The 16,609-nt window shown below is 54.2% G+C and carries 14 protein-coding genes; 9 read left to right on the top strand and 5 right to left on the bottom strand.

Annotated elements, in window-relative coordinates; genetic code table 11:
- Positions 1-8: 8 nt before the first annotated feature.
- Together rnt and pyrC are read right to left on the bottom strand one after the other, a co-directional pair.
- On the bottom strand, positions 9-644 hold the full coding sequence (gene rnt, locus AC0L6S_RS12830; protein WP_473424378.1) for a ribonuclease T: 636 nt from the start codon (positions 642-644) through the stop codon (positions 9-11).
- Positions 641-1,699 carry a dihydroorotase gene (gene pyrC / locus AC0L6S_RS12825; RefSeq protein ID WP_473424377.1) on the bottom strand — a complete coding sequence of 353 codons (1,059 nt, stop codon included), beginning with the start codon at positions 1,697-1,699 and terminating at the stop codon, positions 641-643. The genes rnt and pyrC overlap by 4 nt, the downstream gene beginning before the upstream one ends.
- A 144-nt stretch (positions 1,700-1,843) precedes the next feature.
- Between pyrC and AC0L6S_RS12820 the strand changes: the two genes are divergently transcribed.
- Together AC0L6S_RS12820 and AC0L6S_RS12815 are read left to right on the top strand one after the other, a co-directional pair.
- Positions 1,844-3,064 (top strand): argininosuccinate synthase, encoded by a 1,221-nt coding sequence (locus AC0L6S_RS12820; RefSeq protein WP_473424376.1) that lies wholly within the window; start codon positions 1,844-1,846, stop codon positions 3,062-3,064.
- Positions 3,065-3,117: 53 nt separating this feature from the next.
- Entirely contained in the window at positions 3,118-3,906 is a 789-nt protein-coding gene (locus AC0L6S_RS12815) for a class I SAM-dependent methyltransferase (RefSeq protein WP_473424375.1), read from the top strand.
- A gap of 67 nt (positions 3,907-3,973) precedes the next feature.
- Here the strand turns inward: AC0L6S_RS12815 and AC0L6S_RS12810 are convergent, their stop codons facing one another.
- The 3 genes from AC0L6S_RS12810 to AC0L6S_RS12800 form a co-directional block, all read right to left on the bottom strand.
- A complete protein-coding gene (locus tag AC0L6S_RS12810; RefSeq protein WP_473424374.1) occupies positions 3,974-5,899 on the bottom strand; it encodes a DUF3604 domain-containing protein in 1,926 nt (641 codons plus the stop codon).
- Positions 5,900-6,124: 225 nt separating this feature from the next.
- Positions 6,125-9,223, bottom strand: coding sequence for an error-prone DNA polymerase (locus AC0L6S_RS12805; protein WP_473424373.1), 3,099 nt, complete (start codon positions 9,221-9,223; stop codon positions 6,125-6,127).
- Positions 9,224-9,225: 2 nt separating this feature from the next.
- Positions 9,226-10,209: an integron integrase gene (locus AC0L6S_RS12800; protein ID WP_473424372.1), complete on the bottom strand. Its 984-nt coding sequence runs from the start codon at positions 10,207-10,209 to the stop codon at positions 9,226-9,228.
- A gap of 333 nt (positions 10,210-10,542) precedes the next feature.
- Here AC0L6S_RS12800 and AC0L6S_RS12795 point away from each other — a divergent pair, with 333 nt between their 5' ends.
- The 7 genes from AC0L6S_RS12795 (at position 10,543) to AC0L6S_RS12765 (ending at position 16,604) form a co-directional block, all read left to right on the top strand.
- A complete protein-coding gene (locus AC0L6S_RS12795) occupies positions 10,543-10,818 on the top strand; it encodes a hypothetical protein (RefSeq protein WP_473424371.1) in 276 nt (91 codons plus the stop codon).
- Between the two features lie 90 nt (positions 10,819-10,908).
- The gene (locus AC0L6S_RS12790) at positions 10,909-11,484 is read left to right on the top strand and encodes a hypothetical protein (RefSeq protein WP_473424370.1); all 576 of its coding nucleotides are present in this window, start codon (positions 10,909-10,911) and stop codon (positions 11,482-11,484) included.
- Between the two features lie 938 nt (positions 11,485-12,422).
- Positions 12,423-12,848: a hypothetical protein gene (locus tag AC0L6S_RS12785; RefSeq protein ID WP_473424369.1), complete on the top strand. Its 426-nt coding sequence runs from the start codon at positions 12,423-12,425 to the stop codon at positions 12,846-12,848.
- Between the two features lie 1,614 nt (positions 12,849-14,462).
- On the top strand, positions 14,463-14,825 hold the full coding sequence (locus AC0L6S_RS12780) for a GFA family protein (RefSeq protein WP_473424368.1): 363 nt from the start codon (positions 14,463-14,465) through the stop codon (positions 14,823-14,825).
- 414 nt (positions 14,826-15,239) lie between these two features.
- Positions 15,240-15,857: a macro domain-containing protein gene (locus AC0L6S_RS12775; protein WP_473428594.1), complete on the top strand. Its 618-nt coding sequence runs from the start codon at positions 15,240-15,242 to the stop codon at positions 15,855-15,857.
- Positions 15,858-15,932: 75 nt separating this feature from the next.
- Positions 15,933-16,217, top strand: coding sequence for a YrhB domain-containing protein (locus AC0L6S_RS12770; protein WP_473424367.1), 285 nt, complete (start codon positions 15,933-15,935; stop codon positions 16,215-16,217).
- 108 nt (positions 16,218-16,325) lie between these two features.
- Entirely contained in the window at positions 16,326-16,604 is a 279-nt protein-coding gene (locus AC0L6S_RS12765) for a hypothetical protein (RefSeq protein WP_473424365.1), read from the top strand.
- The last annotated feature ends 5 nt before the right edge of the window (positions 16,605-16,609 follow it).

The following is a 16,609-nucleotide window of genomic DNA, read 5'->3' as shown; positions in this document are numbered from 1 at the left end:
CGCCGTGCTCAGCTGAAATCTGGTAGCCAACCGCCTGACTCTTTCCAGCGATTGACGATGTCACAGAACAGCTCTGCGGTGCGCTCAGCGTCGTAGGCGGCGGAGTGCGCCTCGTTATTATCGAAGGCGATGCCCGCTTCGGCGCAGGCCTTGGCCAGAACGGTCTGGCCGTAGGCGAGGCCGGAGAGGGTGGCTGTGTCGAAAAATGAAAAGGGGTGGAAAGGGTTGCGCTTAATACCGCAGCGTTCGGCTGCGGCATTGATGAAGCCGGCGTCGAAGTGGGCGTTGTGGCCCACCAGAATGGCGCGGGTACAGTTCTGGTCACGGATCTCCTTGCGCACGACACTGAAGAGTTCTTCCAGCGCTGTCGCTTCCGTCACGGCTTCGCGAAACGGGTGGTAGGGGTCAATGCCGGTAAAATCCAGCGCCGATTGCTCGATGTTGGCACCCTCAAAGGGCTGCACGTGGAAGTCGTAGGTGCGGTGAACCGCCAGCAACCCGTCTTCATCCATGCGAACCGTAGAGGCGGCTATTTCAAGTACTGCGTCGGTGCTGGCGATAAATCCACCGGTTTCCACGTCGATGACAACCGGCAGGAAACCGCGAAAGCGATCGCAGATCTGGTGCTCCGAGACAACTTTCACGCGTATTCTCCGGCATCGGCATCGGCAACCTGCCAGCTGACTGTTTGCGCAGCGCGCAGCGGTGTCAGCGCCTGCTCGCCCAGCGGAATCTGGGTGGGCACCTCCCAGCTCTGCTTGCGCAGTGTAATGGTGTCGCTATTGCGCGGCAGGCGGTAGAAGTCCGGACCAAAATGTGCGGCAAATGCTTCCAGCTTATCCAGCGCCTGCAGTTGCTCAAATACTTCCGCATACAACTCCAACGCGGCGTGCGCTGTATACACCCCGGCGCAACCGCAGCCTGTTTCCTTGCTGGCCGTGCTGTGTGGCGCGGAATCCGTGCCGAGGAAGAATTTGGGGTTGCCTGATGTCGCCGCCGCCTGCAGGGCCTGCTGGTGGCTCATGCGCTTGAGTATCGGCAGGCAGTAATAGTGTGGGCGAATGCCGCCAGCCAGCATGTCGTTGCGGTTAAACAGCAGATGGTGAACGGTGATGGTTGCTGCAATGGTCTCGGGCGCGTCACTGACAAACTGCACCGCATCGGCGGTCGTGATGTGCTCGAGCACAATGCGCAGCGCCGGAAAGCGTTCGCTGATAGGCGCGAGGTGGCGGTCGATAAATACTTTCTCGCGGTCAAAAATATCGATGTCGTGATCGGTGACCTCGCCGTGGACGAGAAGCGGCAGATCGGCTTCTTCCATAGCCGCCAGCGTGGGATACAGCCCTTCCAGAGAGCGGACGCCGGCATCCGAATTGGTGGTTGCCCCAGCGGGATACAGCTTCACAGCGTGCACACTCTCGGTGCTGGCGGCGCGTTGGATCTCCGCTGCGTCTGTTTGATCGGTGAGGTATAGCGTCATCAGCGGCTCGAACTGGCGCGGCAGCGCGGCCATGGCCTCTACTATCCGCGCGCGGTATTCAAGTGCCTGGGCCACCGTAGCGGCGGGGGGCGACAGGTTTGGCATGACAATTGCGCGACCGAAGTAGCGCGCCATATCGGCACAGGTATGTTGCAGTGCAGCGCCATCGCGCAGGTGCACATGCCAGTCGTCGGGGCGGGTTATGGTCAGTTCGATCACTGGTGTCCTTAGTGCCGTGGTGGCGAGAAACTCAGGGGTGAATGCTACAGTAAAGCCCCCTGCGCTGGAATACGGGCTGGGAATTGATTCGCCCCAGCGGTAGAATGAGCGCCTTTTTCGAGCACTAATTTTGCGGAGCATGCAATGTCGGATGTAAACAAAGTGGTACTGGCCTACTCTGGCGGCCTTGATACCTCGGTCATCGTACGCTGGTTGCAGGACAACTATAGCTGCGAGGTGGTGACATTCACCGCTGATATAGGCCAGGGTGAGGAAGTTGAGCCCGCGCGTGCCAAGGCCCAAGCCATGGGCGTCAAGGAAATCTATATCGATGACCTGCGTGAGGAGTTTGTCCGCGATTTTGTGTTCCCGATGTTTCGTGCCAATACCATCTACGAAGGTGAGTACCTGCTGGGCACCTCTATTGCACGGCCGCTGATCGCCAAGCGCCTGATTGAAATTGCTAATGAGACCGGTGCCGATGCCATATCTCACGGCGCCACCGGCAAGGGTAATGACCAGGTGCGTTTCGAACTCGGCGCCTATGCACTGAAGCCGGGTATTAAAGTTATCGCCCCCTGGCGAGAGTGGGACCTGAGTTCCAGAGAGTCCCTGATGGCGTATTGCAAGAGTCGCGATATCCCGGTGGATTTCTCCAACGCCAAGAAAAAATCACCGTACTCCATGGATGCCAACCTACTGCATATTTCCTACGAGGGCGACCTGTTGGAAAGCCCCTGGTCGGAGCCTGAAGAGGACATGTGGCGCTGGAGCGTTAGCCCCGAAGCCGCGCCTGATGAGGCGACCTATATCGAGTTGGATTTCCAGTGCGGCGACCCTGTTGCCGTTAATGGCGACGCGATGAGCCCAGCCACGTTGCTTGAATACCTGAACAAGGTTGGTGGCGCCAATGGTATCGGCCGCGCCGATATCGTGGAGAACCGCTACGTGGGCATGAAGGCCCGCGGGTGTTACGAAACGCCCGGCGGCACCATCCTGCTGAAGGCGCATCGCGCGATCGAATCATTGACGCTTGACCGTGAAGTCACGCATCTCAAGGATGAGCTGATGCCGCGCTATGCCAAACTGATCTACAACGGATATTGGTGGTCGCCGGAGCGCCGTATGCTGCAAGCCGCGATCAATGACTCGCAGGGCGTTGTGAACGGCAAGGTGCGCCTGAAACTCTACAAGGGCAACGTTATTGTCGTAGGCAGGCAATCGGACGACAGCCTGTTTGATGAGCACATGGCAACTTTCGAAGAGGATGCAGGTGCTTACGATCAGGCGGATGCGGAAGGGTTCATCAAGCTCAATGCACTGCGTATGCGGATAGCAGCCAACAGAGGACGTTCGCCGCTTTAGCAGCCCGGTGTTCTTCCAATTGCGTAAAATGTAGTTATCTAGGTTGGATGGTTATGACAGGATCGGCGGCACATACAGAGGTGTTTGGTGGGGTAACCTTTGAACTGCAACCCTTTGCCAAAGAACCGACTAACCCGGATTGGGTTTGTGTAAGGAAAAAGCCCAGGCTGGTAAGGCAGTACCGCTCCCTTGCGGAGGAACTACAGGGCTGCAGGATGATGGAAGTGGGTGTTGATCAGGGAGGCGGCACGTCGCTCTTTTTAAAGCTGTTTGAGCCGCAGCAATTGCTGGCGATTGAGTTGTCGAAGAAGCCGGTGCCCAGTCTGATGGACTTTTTGGCAGAGCACGACAACAACGAGTGTGTCGATGTGTGCTGGGGTGTTGATCAGGCCGATACCGATGAAGTGCCCCGCCTGGTAGATGAGACGTTTGGCGCTGCACCGTTGGACCTTGTTGTCGACGATGCCAGCCACCTGTTTGAGCAGACGACAATTACCTTTGATATGTTATTCCCCAGGCTGCGAGCCGGTGGTGTATATGTTATCGAAGACTGGTCCAGTGAGCATTTGATGGAAGCTCGCTTTACGCAGGAAATAGAGGACAATCCTGACGGCGCATTGGCCAGGGAGGTCGCCAATCTGGATTCAGTTGAATACGACACACCATTGAGCTTTCTGATCTGTCAGTTACTGGTGGTGTCAGCGCGCCATCCAGAGCTAATCTCATCGGTTCATATCGAGAAGAGTATCTGCGTGATTCGACGAGGTGACGCCGAAATCGATCCCGCTATGTCGATAGTAGACTATATGGGCGATCTTGGGCACTGGATGCTTAATTGCTGAGCAGGCGCGGCACGAATTCATTCTCCGGAATTGCCAGCAGGGCGCCTAAAAGGCGCCCTGCGTCCTTTTACGACTTTGGGTTATACCAGATGGGCGCGGTGTAGGCGCGATCCTGGGTACTGGTGGGTGCGCCTTCGGGAATGCTCACACCGAAGCGGAAGGCATCGTAGTTTGACCAGCGCGGTTTCGGGATCTCCAGAACGCGCGCATAGTAGAATGCGCTTTGCGTCGGGTCGAAATCCGGGTCTGTCCATACTGTGCCAAGCTCGGAGGCGCCGATAGTGTTGGTCCATGAAGCGGATGCTACATCTACCGTATTGCCAACAGCGGGTACTTTGCCATCGGTGCCTGGCTTGCGATCACCGGACCAGACGACATCGTAGACCTTTTCATGTGTCTTCTCGCCGTCGTACCAGCCTTTGACGATCTGGATGCGATCAAGGTTTGCCCCGGTGGCGTCGCGCAGTGCGTACACCATGAATGTGGGCGACTTGCCCGCTTGCACTGGCGGTAGGTCTCCGCCCATTGGCACGCCCTTTTCATAACCGACAAACGCCGGCTCGCGATTGTCGAGATCATCGGCTTCAAACTCCCAACCACCGAACAGGCGCACCATCATGCGCGAACCGGTTGTGGCATACACCTCCTTGCGCTCCATCGCATCAAACAATGCCTCGCGTGTGTTGTCCTCGGCCCATACGGCCGCCAGCCCGGAAGCGACCATCTGCCAACCCATGATGGCGCCCTGCTCAGTGGCCATGAACGGATGCATCATGCGCTCCGGAGAGGGCTCGGCACCGGAGTGCTTGCCGAAGAAGTTGTCTTCCGCTGCTGTCGCCAGTGAGGTGTGGCTGTCGGTCGAGCCGATCATGCCGTATTTGTAGGGGTTAACACCAAACTTTGCCTGCAACTCCATGCCTCTCTTCAGGCCCTCGCGAGCGTACTCGCCCGCTAGCATGGCATCAGTTTTGGACTCGGAGACATCGAGGTTGCCGATATCCCAGGTTTCATAATCCGCGAACTCATCGTCGGGGGAGAGGAAGGGGTGGGTCTCACCGTCGCCCTTGATCTGGGTGGCCTCATACAGCGGCTCCCACTTGTCTCTCTGTTGCACATAGCTGGCATCCAGAGGCGTGCCGTCGCTCTGGCTCGCCATTGGGAACATCAGGCCGTTGGAGAGGTTGCCGTTGTGGGCGATGGCCAGCACTTCACCGCCGGTTTTCTGTTCGTAGCCGGCCATCCATTCCCACAGTTTGCGTGGCGTTGTGCTGCCCATTGGCGCTGCAGTGGTGTATGGCACCATCTGCCCGCCCTTGTCGCCACCGTCGCGGTATACCACCACGCGGTGCAGATTGTTGCCTTTCACCAGAGAGGTCCACTCGTAGCCGATGAATGCGGTGAAGCGGCCTGGCTCGTTGTATTTCTCGGCGGCTTCGACGGTTTTGTCCCAGGCGCTCTTGTAGGGTGCGGAATCTGGCGCGTACGTCAGCGCGGGGGGGAATTTATCCTGAGAGAACAGGCTGATGATTTCCAGCGCGACCTCTACGCCTTTACCGGCCTTGAGACGCTCGTACCAGTCCTTGCCTGTTGGGTCAGCTAGAATGAAAGGTGCTCCGGCCAGAAGATCCGGGAAGAAGCCCATATTGTCTGAGTGATCTGCCACTACCAGAAAATCCAGCGGCCGCGACAGACGCACCGGCCCGCCGCGAGATGCCGTCACCTGTTCACCTCGGGCGAACTTGTAGGCGTCGTCGAGTCCCAGGCGATCACCAAAGGCACCGGCATCCATTGATATATCGGTGTGCAGGTGTGTGTCGCCAAAGTACACATTGCTGGGGAAATCACGTTTCGCGTACGGCGAGTAGGCTTCACCCGTGTAGGCACTGGACAAAATCTGCCCGTCTGGTGGCGCCGGCACCTGTGCGACACTCGTGAGAGAAGCGGTACTCAAGGCCAGTGCTGTTATCAAGCTTGGGAATGTGTTCTGAGGCATGGCTTTGTCCTTTTATTAGTGATGCTTATAGGTGGCGCCTGGTTTTAGACGTGTTACTCGTGCTCCACGCTATTTGCTTCGCGTCTGAAATTGAGTTGCTACCTACTTGTCATCTGATTTCTATCTGAGAAATTATTTCGTGCTGTTTTAAGCATAATCGGTTCTACTTGAATTGCCATAATCCAGATCAACTATATTCCGTTGTCGCCCGGACAGCTGGGCGCTTTAGTGAAAATCCCGCGACTGCACGCGCAGTTGGTCCAGTTCGTGTGTGTAATCATACAGGGCGCCGGCAATGACGTGGATGACATTATCCTTGCTCTCCACGATACCCTTTACCAGCAGTAACTGCCCGCTCATCAGCGCCTGGCGAAAATGTTGTTGTGTGCGTTTCCACACAACGATATTGCTGTTGCCTGTTTCATCTTCCAGTGTGAGAAACAGCACGCCCGAGGCACTGCCGGGACGCTGGCGGCAAGTGACAAGCCCGGCGATTCGCACGAACCGCCTGTTGCCCAATGCCGCCAGATCTATGTGGCGCTTGCAGCGATTGAATGGGTAGCGGTCACGCAGCAGGCTCATCGGGTGGGCGCGCAGGGTGAGGCCGGTGGCGCGGTAATCGGAAAGCACTTCCTCAGCGACCTGCGGCGCCGGTAGCTGTATGCCGTCATCGAAGTAACTCGCGCTCTGGCTGAGTTCGTCGCGCAGCAGCGGCCGGGGCTGTTCCAGTGCCATGATCTGCCACTGTGACTGGTGGCGATGGCCGCTCAATGACTGCAGTGCATCGGCATCGGCCAGGGCCTCCATGTCGCGTTTGTCCAATGTGGCCCATTGCCGCAGGTGGCTGATCTGGCGGAAGGGTTGGCGCTGCCGCGCCTCCGCCACGCGCTGGGCTCCTTCACGGCTCAGGCCCTTCACCAGGCGCAGGCCCAGACGGAGTGTCGGCTGGCTGCTTTTGGTAGAGCGGTGATCCAGTAACTGGTGGTCCCAACTGGAATGATTGACGTCGATAGGCAAAACCGCAATGCCGTGGCGGCGGGCATCCTGAAGCAACTGCGAGGGGCTGTAAAACCCCATCGGTTGGCTATTGAGCAGGCCGGCAAAAAAAGCTGCGGGGTGGTGGCACTTGAGCCAGGCAGAAATGTAAGCCAGCAGTGCGAAGCTGGCGGAGTGTGATTCCGGAAAGCCGTAGCCGCCAAAGCCCTTGATCTGCTCGAACAGGCGCCGGGCAAAATCGCCATCGTAGCCGCGTTCAATCATGCCGCGTGTCAGCTTTTTCTCAAACGTGAGCAACTTGCTGTTCTTGCCCCAGTTGGTGATTGCGCGGCGTAGCTGATCGGCCTCGCCGCCGGAAAAGCCCGCTGCCACCATCGCCAGTTTGATCACCTGCTCCTGAAAAATAGGGACCCCCAGCGTGCGCTCCAGCACTTCCCTGATGGCATCGCTGGGATAGGTGACCGGCTCCAGCCCCTGCTTGCGCCGCAGATAGGGGTGTACCATGTCACCTTGAATGGGGCCGGGGCGCACGATGGCAACCTCAATGACCAGATCATAAAAACACTCCGGCTTGAGCCGGGGCAGCATGGACATCTGCGCACGTGATTCGATCTGGAACACGCCGATGGTATCGGCCTGCTGCAGCATGCGGTAGGTAGCCGCGTCCTCCTTCGGAATATCACTGACGGTTTTGATCGCGGGGCAGTAGCGGTGCACCATTTGCAGGCTTTTACGGATGGCCGACAGCATACCCAGTGCCAGCACATCCACCTTGAGCAGGCCCATGGACTCGATGTCTTCCTTGTCCCACTGAATGACGGTGCGATCGTCCATGCTGGCGTTTTCCACCGGCACCAGGGTAGAGATAGGGCTGCGGGTGATGACAAACCCGCCGACGTGCTGTGACAGGTGGCGGGGAAACCCCAGTACCAGTTGTACCAGAGAGTAGAACAGCTCTGCCTGCCGACTGTGCCCGGCTACACCGTGCTCTTCAAACCGTTTGGCGAGATCGGCTGTGCGATCCCACCAGGCCATGGATTTGGCGAGATCGTCCACGAACACCGCATCCAGCCCCAGCGCTTTGCCGACATCGCGCACGGCACTGCGCGAGCGGTAGGTGATGACCGTGGCGGCCAGCGCGGCGCGCTTGCGGGAATACTTTTCATAGATGTACTGAATGACCTCCTCGCGCCGCTCGTGCTCGAAATCCACATCGATATCCGGCGGCTCGTCGCGCTCGCGGGAAATGAAGCGCTCGAATAACAATGAGATCTGCTCGGGCGAGACCTCAGTGATGAACAGGCAGTAGCACACCACCGAGTTGGCCGCCGAACCCCGACCCTGGCACAGAATATTGCGCGATCGGGCGAAGCGCACAATGTCGTACACAGTGAGGAAGTAGTACTCGTAGTGCAGTTCCTCTATCAGGGCCAACTCGGTATCAATACGTTGTTGCAGCGCCTGGGAGACTCCCCGGGGCCAGCGCGCAGTGATCCCCTGCGCCACCAGTTCACGCAGGTAGCGACTGGCATCGTACCCCGGTGGTACCACTTCTTCAGGATACTCGTAACGCAACTCATCCAGAGAGAAATCGCACAGCTGCGCAATACGCAGGGTTTCATCCAGCAGTGCCGTTGGGTAGAGACGTTGCAGTTTGTCCAACGTGCGCAGGTGCTGTTGGCTATTGCCGAGACGCCGCGTGCCCAGTTGCGCAATACTGGTGTTGTGACGCAGAGCGGTGAACACATCGTGCAATGGCTTGCGGGTGGCCACATGCATACGCACATCGCCACAGGCCACCATAGGTATAGCCAGTTTTTGGGCTAGCGTATGTAACGCGAAGTAGCGCTGCACCTCATTGTTGCCCAGCAGGTGGCTTACGCCAAGCCACAGGCGCTCCTTGCACAAACGCTTGAGTTGTAAACCATAGGCGTAACTGTGCTCGTCATTGCTTTGCGGTAGCCAGATCAGCAGGCAGCGCTTCAGGTGAAAGATGACATCGCGCAACGCAACCCGATACTCCCCTTTGGGACTGCGCCGTCGCGCCATGCTGATCAGGCCGGACAACTCGCTGTACGCTGCCCGTGAAGGTACCAGTGCTACCAGACGCAGCCCTTCCTCCAGCACCAGTTCGCTGCCGATGATCAACTGCAACCCCAGTTCCTTTGCCGCCACATGGGCTTTCACTATCCCGGCGAAAGAGCACTCGTCGGTGATCGCCAGCGCGCGATAACCCAGTGCGGCGGCGCGCTCCACCAGTTCATGGGGGTGGGAGGCAGCGCGCAGGAAGCTGTAGCAGCTGAGGCAATGGAGTTCGACGTAGGACATAGTCAGCCATCAACCGGACTGATAACACCCATAGCTCCGCGGCCCAGTACGTGAGTATAGATTTCTGTAGTACGGACATCGCTGTGCCCGAGCAGTTTTTGGATAGTTCGAATATCGTAGCCCTGCTGTAACAAACGCGTGGCGAAGCTATGGCGAAATGTGTGGCATTTTACGGCTTTAGTAATACCCGCCTTACGCCGGGCGTGTCCTACTGCTTTGCGCAGTGTGGTGTTGTGCAGATGATGCCGACGTAACTCACCGCTGCGCGGATCGCGCCCGATACAGGTAGCGGGAAATAGAAACTGCCAGCCTATTTCTCGTGCGGCGCGGGGATATTTTCTGGCCAGCGCATGCGGCATATAGACAGCACCATAGCCATCAAGTAGATCTTGCTGGTGCAACCGAGCAGTACTTTCTACCTGCATCTGAAGGCGTTCTTTCAAACTTTGCGGCATAAGGGTGACTCGGTCTTTGTCTCCCTTTCCAGAGCGTACAGTGATTGTGGAAAGCTCGAAGTCCAGATCCTTGACCCTCAGAGACAGCAACTCATTCAGCCGCAGCCCACAGCCATAAAGCAGTTCTACCATAAGCCGATGCTTACCCTGCAGTTGCTCAAGAATACTCTTCACCTCCGCGTGAGTGAGCACTACAGGCAAGCGCCGCCGCTGGGGAGCTTTTTCAAAGCTTAGGGCTTCCAATTCTATCTGTAGATACTTGCGATACAGATAAATGAGTGCGTTAAGGGCGATACGCTGCGTGCCGGGAGAGCAGTGTCGATCATGCCCCAGAGCGCTGAGAAACTCGTTGATATGCTGTGCGCCCAAAGTCTTCGGGTGTTGCTTTTTGTGGAAAACAATAAAGCGCCTTATCCAATGGAGATAGGTTTTTTCTGTCTGGTAAGCATACCCCCTGTCGCGCAGATCACGTTGAAGACAGTGGATAAACCTTTGAGAGCCAGATGGGATTGCGGGGCGGATATCGTCCACGTTGCGTGCCTGATAAATACTGTATATTTATACAGTATACGAGAATCAATATTTTTCAAGGCGGTTTTTCAACGGAACTCTTCGTCAAAAGCGATCCGCAGAATGTAAATATCTGTTTTTAAAGAAGTTAATAGCAAAGGGTTCAATAAGTAGTGATCAAAAATGGTGAGTTTTTGTCCACCAAAATCTCTTTATCTACATTTGGAGATGGCCCGCCCGATGGAAGTGGTTGTTATCTTTGGAATAGTTGTTTTAAATCACTGGATGAAAATGTATTTATATAGAATTGTGGTATCTGATCGATTCCTCATTCTTAACTGTTAAGGTGCCTACATGACCATCCGGCAAGAAATCCAAGCAAAGATGAGCAAAGCTAAGAAGATTGGAATCTCAGGTTGGCTACTTTGTTTCGCCGGTGTAGCGTTGGGGGATGAATTCGCTCTTTTATTTATTCCTGGCTTCATGATTTTTGGCGGAGCAATCCTCTATATATTGTTTTCGGTATGCTGTCCTAGATGTCAGGCGAGGCTTGGCCAAACTGCGCTTCAGTCTAAGAAATTGAATTTTTGTCCGGAATGCGGAATCGATTTTGGTGAAACGGCACATTAACAAGTCAAGGCAGCAAGGGCGCTTCGCGCCGGGACCGCTTAACAGCGGCCCCTGCTTGAAGCGTTAGGTGCCTAGCGGGTCGATCAAACCATGAAAATACTACCGAAAGAGATCGTTCTGGCTGTGCTTCTTCTTCTTCATTTTGGGGGAGTTGCCCATTCACAGGAGCGTTACTTCGATTATTCGGGAGATGATGGATGTTCCCCTGCTAATATTGGTCATCGACTTGGCGGTGATTTCGAACAATTTGATTCCAACTCAATAGAGGGTATGAAGGGAATAGCCTCCAAACAAGAGTCACTCTGTTTCAAAAACTGGGAGTTTGATTTATCTGAATGGCAAGGAGAGCTCTTTCTAAGTCACGATGCTATTGAAAATAGTGCGCAGCGCAGCTCTCTAGTTTCTTTGACTGAATTCGACTCAGAATTCCGATCGATAAAAGCAACTAGGCCGATCGTAATCGACCTGAAGCACATTTCAAGCCATTCTGCTCTTGAAAAACTCGTGCCCTTCGCACGAAATATCCGCTCAACTCAAAAGCAAGAAGTATGGTTTTTGGTGAGCCCTGATAATATCAGTGTTCTAGACAAAATTTGCTCCCTGGTATCTGGCGAATTTGATGTAATGCTATATAGGCGCGGAGGTGAGTACTGTGGTCGTCAGTAAAGCACCTAACAAGTACGTCAACTGCCGCATTGCTTCGCAATGCTCGGACCTCCAAACCGCTGCGCGGTTTTGCGGCCCGTTACGTAAGCGTTAAATGCTCGACCACGCGAGTGTTTGGTTCATCCCGCTTGAGATGGGACGGAGTAGTTCAGATGATTGGCTCGCGTTCTTGTAGTCGGAGCATTCCGCGTACAAGCAACATACCCGTCCGCTCTATGGCCCTGCAAAATTCCAACAAAGCGCACCCGCCAGGTAGTCATTGGTTGGGGCATCATTCTGTTCGCCAAACCTCCTTTTGTGTCGTACTCTATATAAAAATCTGTGCGTAATTCAAAGAGGCGAGCGCATGCCAATCAAAGCACTTAACAATAACCGGCAGTGCGCCCCTGCGGGGCCGGACGTCAAAACCGCTGCGCGGTTTCGCCGCCGCTGCGGTAAGCGTTATGGTGCGAATTGAGAATGAACCAATTATCGATGATATTAGTAGTTTCGATTCTTGCTTTACTTGCAGCTTGCGTTGGAGTCGAAGATGATAGTGAAACGTTGTCGATGCAATGGCATCAACTTTTCACTAGCAGCAGAGAATGTAACTCAGATTCTGACTGTGTTCTTCTTCCTGGATCACGGTGCTTCAATCCGTGTGGCACGATATCGGTCAATCCGCAACGAGTTACAGAGTTGGAGGAGTTAGAGAGGAGGTATTTGGCAGCGGGTGGCAATTCTTGTCCAGTTCCCGTATGCCCACAAGGGAGGAAAAGGGCTGCGTGCGTCGAAGGATCATGTACGAGAGTGTACCAAGATTCAAATTCAGGTACCACTGAGTGAGTGTCTCTGACCATAACAAGTACCGGCTGTGCGCCCCTGCGGGGCCGGACGCAAAAACCGCTGCGCGGTTTCTGCGCCGCAGCGGTAAGCGTTATGTGCTCTAGGAGCTCCGTATGCAGTATATAAGATGGAAAGGACTGCCAGATGAATCAGCGCAGCGAGCCTATGATGATGGCTACTTCATCGAAGCGATACAGACATTACATGGATATTTGGAAAATCAAGCGAGATCATTCCTTGCTCTCATTGGAGCAATTTCCTTCGATACTGAGCACAAAGTAGCCTATGAGCTCGCTGATACGATATCTCTAAACGATGCATTGAAGGTCCTGCGCATTTTAAATCAGATTGATCATGAGGAATATTCTAGCTTCAAAAGATTCAACTCGCTTCGGAACAAGATCGTGCATCAGTACTATAAAGAGCCTTACGATGAGCTGTATCCCGGATTTCCGAAAGAGCAATATGATGAAATCTTTCATAATACATTGGAGCAATCTCATTTTTTTACAAGGAAGTGTGAAGAAATTGTTGGCTAGTTTCGGACACATAACAAGTACAGGCTGCTGGGACACAAAAACCGCTACGCGGTTTCTGCGCCCCAGCTGTAAGCGTTATGTGCACTAACCATCGTGCGTAGAACCATGATCGTTTTCTTTCTTCTGTCATGCCTGGGAGCGGCAGCACTCCTGTATCTGACCCCGAATAGCTGGGAGGAGAAAGGATCTAAGCCATCCCCTGATGGCCATACCTCAATATATGAGTACTACTATATGTCTGACGGGGACAGGCACGCCCCCTACGGAACATATCTTTTTATCGGACCAGCGAATGGAATCCTACCTCCGACTTCTCGACATGTGGTCTATGCAGGGTACTGTGACGAATTGGCCTACGAATGGGCAACAAACGACGTTATTGAACTTTCATTAGGGGAATGTGAAAGTAAGAACATTAGGACATTGGCAGAGAAAGCATATGGAGTTGATTTTGTCCTTAAGTAGCCGTGCACATAACAAGAGCCGGCAGTGCGCCCCTACGGGGCCGGACGCCCAAACCGCTGCGCGTTTTGTGCGCCGCTGCGGCAGGCGTTATGTGTTTAGGTAGCTTGTACGCATGAACTACTTTCGAATAGCCACAGTCGGTTTTTTGGTAACAATATCTGTAGCTTCATGGCTGCTGGGAGGCCAGAATGAGGCCATGAAGGGTTTCGTTTTCTCTTTCTTGTTAGCATTTCTGGGTTTGCGCCAGTTCTATAACTACGCCCACAACAATACGATGGGAATAGGGTTTATCTCTGCTGCTCCAAATGAGCCCGAAAAGAGAGTTTTTCTGCTAATTTTTTCGGCTGCATTTATCTTCTTACCGTTAATTTATGCATTCCAGTTCGAGTCAGGCAACACATAACAAGGGCGGGCAATTCGCTCCCTTCGGTCGCCGGACCGCGCTACCGCGCGTCCGTTGCCGCAAGCGTTACTGTGCAGCGTTCACGAACATCTCAGTGTCCTGAGTGGCGCCGTTTTTGGCAAGCTTTTAGTCCGCATCAGGTGGGTAGTCCACTTTCGAAATCGCAGGTAGTATTAGGTCCATCAGTTTCGTTCAGTCACGCTGTAGCAGGGAGAGCGACAAAACGTGCATTTGTCTTACCAGTCAGCCTCGTTCGTATTGTTGCCTCCGCTAGCGCTCCGGCTTATTTCTTCGTTGGTGCATCATCAAGCCGCACCAGTAACAAGTACCGCCAGTACGCCCCTGGCGGGGCCGGACGTCAAAACCGCTGCGCGGTTTCGCCGCCGCTGCGGTAAGCGTTACTGGGCGGCGTCCGCCAATATCTTGTGAACTTGAAGATGTGTGCTTCCATCAAGTCTCGCGCCAGTTCCAAGTGGGTAGTCCACTTTCGAAATCGCAGGTAGTATTAGGTCCATTAGTTTCGTTCAGTCACGCTGTAGCAGGGAGGGCAACAAAACGTGCATTCGCTTTACCTATCAGCTTCGTTCGTATTGTTGCCTCCGCTAGCGCTTCGGCCCATTTCTTCGTTGGTGCATCATCAAGCCGCACCAGCAACAAGTAGCGCCAATACGCCCCTGGCGGGGCCGGATGTCAAAACCGCTGCGCGGTTTCGCCACCGTTGCGCTAGGCGTTATGCAGCCTAGTCCATGACTCTCACTGCAACTTGCCATTGCAAAAACATCCAGGTCGAAATCGACGAGCTACCTGAATATCTAGCAGACTGTAATTGCTCCATCTGCCGTAGCTATGCGGTGCTGTGGGGGTACTACACGCCAGATCAGATCACTGTAAGGGAGGGTAGTGCTGGATCAGAGGCTTACGTTTGGGGAGATCGCCATCTCGAATTTATGCGGTGCACCAATTGCGGCTGCGTTACGCACTACGTCACAACTGAGCTATGCTCTGAAGACATCGTGGCGGTCAACTTCCGCCTAATTGAGCCGTCCATCATTGAGGGGATACCCGTCGTAAAATTGGACAATGCAACATCGGAAAACGGCAGTGCATAACAAGTACGGGCAGTGCGCTCCCTGCGGTCGCCGGACGGCCGTACCGGCCGCCCGCTGCCGTCAGCGTTACTGTGCAGCGTTCACGAACATCTCAGTGTCCTGAGTGGCGCCGTTTTTGGCAAGCTTTTAGTCCGCATCAGGTGGGTAGTCCACTTTCGAAATCGCAGGTAGTATTAGGTCCATCAGTTTCGTTCAGTCACGCTGTAGCAGGGAGAGCGACAAAACGTGCATTTGTCTTACCAGTCAGCCTCGTTCGTATTGTTGCCTCCGCTAGCGCTCCGGCTTATTTCTTCTTTGGTGCATCATCAAGCCGCACCAGTAACAAGTACCGCCAGTACGCCCCTGGCGGGGCCGGACGTCAAAACCGCTGCGCGGTTTCGCCGCCGCTGCGGTAAGCGTTAAGCATCTGGAGAGATCACTCTGAAAATTATTCTCACAGCTTTTGATGATGCTCTTGAAGATGCATGGAACAATTTTTGTGGAAATCTGGATTGTGTCGAGGTATATCGGGGCTCAATTCTGGATGTTGCGTGCGATGCTGTTGTAAGTCCGGCCAATAGTTACGGCTATATGGATGGCGGAGTTGATATGGTTTATAGCAAGCATTTTGGTTGGGGTGTCCAGGAGCGCCTACAAACTGTCATTAAAACGGACCATCGAGGCCAGCTTTTGGTGGGGCAAGCTCAATTAGTGGAAACTGAAAACGATTTGATTCCCTATCTAATTTCAGCACCGACTATGAGAGTACCACAAACACTCCACAATTCCGCGAATCCATACTTGGCTATGCGAGCCATTTTGATTCTTATTGCACACGGCGAGTATCGTGGTGTTCCTGTTTCTGAGATGATCGAGACTGTAGCAGTTCCTGGCTTAGGAACTGGAGTAGGGGAAGTTCACCCCGTGGTTTGTGCCAAACAGGTGCAGTTTGCGATCAAGGAAGTTGTTTACAACAAAGCAGAGTTTCCAGATTCATGGCTCAGTGCGCAAGCGTTACATTACGACTTAGTGCAGGAGCCGCGAAATGCTTAACAAGTCAAGCCACATGGACGTCAAAACCGCTGTGCGGTTTCGCCGCCAGTGCTTGAAGCGTTATGTGTCAGGCCGATGAATACGAGAGATGCCCAGTGTTTGGTCGAGGCCGAACTGGAAAAAAGCAAAGACAAATACAACCCCATTGAATGTTCTATTCTCGAAGACGAGACTATTGAAAAACCGTGGGGCTGGGTGTTCTTTTATCAAAGTAAGGCTTATTTGGAGAGCGGTGACTTTCGTGACATGTTGGGTGGCAATGCGCCTATCATCGTTAACAAAACTACTGGTGATCTCACGCACACGGGAACAGCGCATGAAATAGACCACTACATAAAGGAATATGAAGATTCACTGTAGCAACACACATAACAAGGTGCCCAAGTGCACTGCGGCCCTTCGGGCCTCCGCGGGACGCCCAAACCGTCGGTTTGGGCGCCCCTTGGCTTGGCGTTATTGGGCCTAATCATGGATGAAGAGATAGCACGCCGTTCTCTTTTGGCATATCTGGATGACTACAGAGCCAAGCCCTATGGTGAGCTGTCGAGCCTTGTAGGCAAAGTAGAAACCGATGAGCGTCTCAAACCTTTCCAGATTGAAGTCCAGATATTCTGGGATGACAAGCCCGGCGGAGACATTAGGGTCCTCGGTAGTATCGATGATGGTGGGTTACGTGCACTCATGCCGTTAACTGAGAGTTTCATAAAGAGTCCACAGGGGGGCTTCGTAGATGAGCCGGCCCAATAACAAGG

This window comes from Halioglobus sp. D3-4 (assembly GCF_055809315.1).
The sequence above is the reverse complement of the archived record's forward strand: the minus strand, read 5'-3'. Positions and strand labels throughout refer to the sequence as shown.

Bases quoted from the DNA above. Each gene is read 5' to 3' on its own strand.
- AC0L6S_RS12810 (WP_473424374.1), bottom strand. From the start codon at position 5,899: ATGCCTCAGAACACATTCCCAAGCTTGATAACAGCACTGGCCTTGAGT.
- AC0L6S_RS12815 (WP_473424375.1), top strand. From the start codon at position 3,118: ATGACAGGATCGGCGGCACATACAGAGGTGTTTGGTGGGGTAACCTTT.
- AC0L6S_RS12780 (WP_473424368.1), top strand. From the start codon at position 14,463: ATGACTCTCACTGCAACTTGCCATTGCAAAAACATCCAGGTCGAAATC.
- AC0L6S_RS12770 (WP_473424367.1), top strand. From the start codon at position 15,933: ATGAATACGAGAGATGCCCAGTGTTTGGTCGAGGCCGAACTGGAAAAA.
- AC0L6S_RS12785 (WP_473424369.1), top strand. From the start codon at position 12,423: ATGCAGTATATAAGATGGAAAGGACTGCCAGATGAATCAGCGCAGCGA.
- AC0L6S_RS12795 (WP_473424371.1), top strand. From the start codon at position 10,543: ATGACCATCCGGCAAGAAATCCAAGCAAAGATGAGCAAAGCTAAGAAG.
- AC0L6S_RS12765 (WP_473424365.1), top strand. From the start codon at position 16,326: ATGGATGAAGAGATAGCACGCCGTTCTCTTTTGGCATATCTGGATGAC.
- AC0L6S_RS12820 (WP_473424376.1), top strand. From the start codon at position 1,844: ATGTCGGATGTAAACAAAGTGGTACTGGCCTACTCTGGCGGCCTTGAT.
- AC0L6S_RS12790 (WP_473424370.1), top strand. From the start codon at position 10,909: ATGAAAATACTACCGAAAGAGATCGTTCTGGCTGTGCTTCTTCTTCTT.
- AC0L6S_RS12805 (WP_473424373.1), bottom strand. From the start codon at position 9,223: ATGTCCTACGTCGAACTCCATTGCCTCAGCTGCTACAGCTTCCTGCGC.